Annotated in this window: 2 protein-coding genes and 1 pseudogene; all 3 read left to right on the top strand. The window is 73.8% G+C overall.

Annotated elements, in window-relative coordinates:
• Positions 1 to 233 (top strand): annotated as a pseudogene (gene cysM / locus AOK09_RS36100) (cysteine synthase B); the annotation flags it as partial.
• 192 nt (positions 234 to 425) lie between these two features.
• Positions 426 to 632, top strand: a complete 207-nt coding sequence (locus tag AOK09_RS36095) for a MerR family transcriptional regulator (protein ID WP_055591397.1) — start codon at positions 426 to 428, stop codon at positions 630 to 632.
• Between the two features lie 167 nt (positions 633 to 799).
• On the top strand, positions 800 to 1,263 hold a 464-nt coding region (locus AOK09_RS36090), incomplete at its 3' end, for an MBL fold metallo-hydrolase (RefSeq protein ID WP_157876189.1).

The raw sequence follows: 1,263 nt of genomic DNA, 5'->3' as shown, positions 1-1,263 counted from the left end.
TGGTCCGCACCCGTGAGCTGCTGCAGTCGGAGGGCATCTTCGCGGGCGTCTCCACCGGCGCCATCCTGCACGCCGCGATCGGTGTCGGCCGCAAGGCCGCCCGGGCCGGCGAGCGGGCCGACATCGTCTTCGTGGTCGCCGACGGCGGCTGGAAGTATCTCTCCACCGGCATCTACACCGCCCCGACCACCGAGGCCGCGGTGGAGGCCCTCCAGGGCCAGCTCTGGGCCTGACCGCCCGCACCACCACCGGGGGTCCGCCGGCCCCCGCGGCCGGCCGCCCCGCGCCGGGGCGGCCGGGCCCCCTGCCCGCTCCGCCTCCCCGCCTGTGGCAATGCCCCCGTACCGTTACAGAACGGACACAGCGGCCTGTCCGGACGCCCGGGCCCGTCGGGGCGCCCCACCCTGCCGGTGGAGGTGGTGCCCATGAGCCGCAGCGGCGAGGGCCCGGAGCTGTGGTCCTACCAGGAGATCGCCCGCCATATCGGCGTACGCCCGGAGACGGTCCGTTCCTACCGCCGCCACGGCATCCTCCCGGAGCCGGACATGGTGGACTCCGCCGGACGTCCCCGCTGGTACCCGGACACCGTCCGGGAGTGGAGCCGCCACCGGCCGGGCAGCCGAAAGATGTGACCGGCCCACCCGCGCCGACCGCTCGTCCTGGTGATTCCGGACACAACGCGGCACGTGGGCGGGGGCAGAGTGCCGCCCCGCCCTTACTCTCGACCACGACTCGCGATGACAGCAGCACCGGCAGGGACGCCGCCCGGCCGGTCCGAGCCGGTGCGGAGGGGCGCGGTATGGACCTGACCGTGGTGGGGTGTTCGGGCAGTTTCCCGTCACCCGACTCGCCCTGCTCGTCCTACCTGCTGGAAGCCGACGGCTTCCGGGTCGTGATCGACCTGGGCAACGGCGCCCTCGGCGCACTGCAGAAGTACTGCGGCCTGTACGACGTGGACGCGGTCCTGCTGAGCCATCTGCACGCCGACCACTGCATCGACATGTGCGCCTACTGGGTGGCCCGCAACTACCGCATCGGCGGCTGCCCCGACCCGCTGCCCGTCTACGGACCGCAGGGCACCGCCGAGCGGCTGGCCCGCGCCTACGACATGGACGAGCAACCGGGCATGAAGGAGGTCTTCGACTTCCGCACCCTCACCCCGGGGTCCTTCGAGCTGGGACCGCTGAGGATCACCGCCGCGCCGGTGGCCCACCCCGTGGAGGCGTACGGCCTGCGGGTGGAGCACCGCGGCCGGGCCCTGGC

The organism is Peterkaempfera griseoplana (assembly GCF_001418575.1).
Taxonomy (GTDB): domain Bacteria; phylum Actinomycetota; class Actinomycetes; order Streptomycetales; family Streptomycetaceae; genus Peterkaempfera; species Peterkaempfera griseoplana.
This window is presented reverse-complemented; position numbering and strand designations above follow the sequence as displayed.

Bases quoted from the DNA above. Each gene is read 5' to 3' on its own strand.
- AOK09_RS36095 (WP_055591397.1), top strand. From the start codon at position 426: ATGAGCCGCAGCGGCGAGGGCCCGGAGCTGTGGTCCTACCAGGAGATC.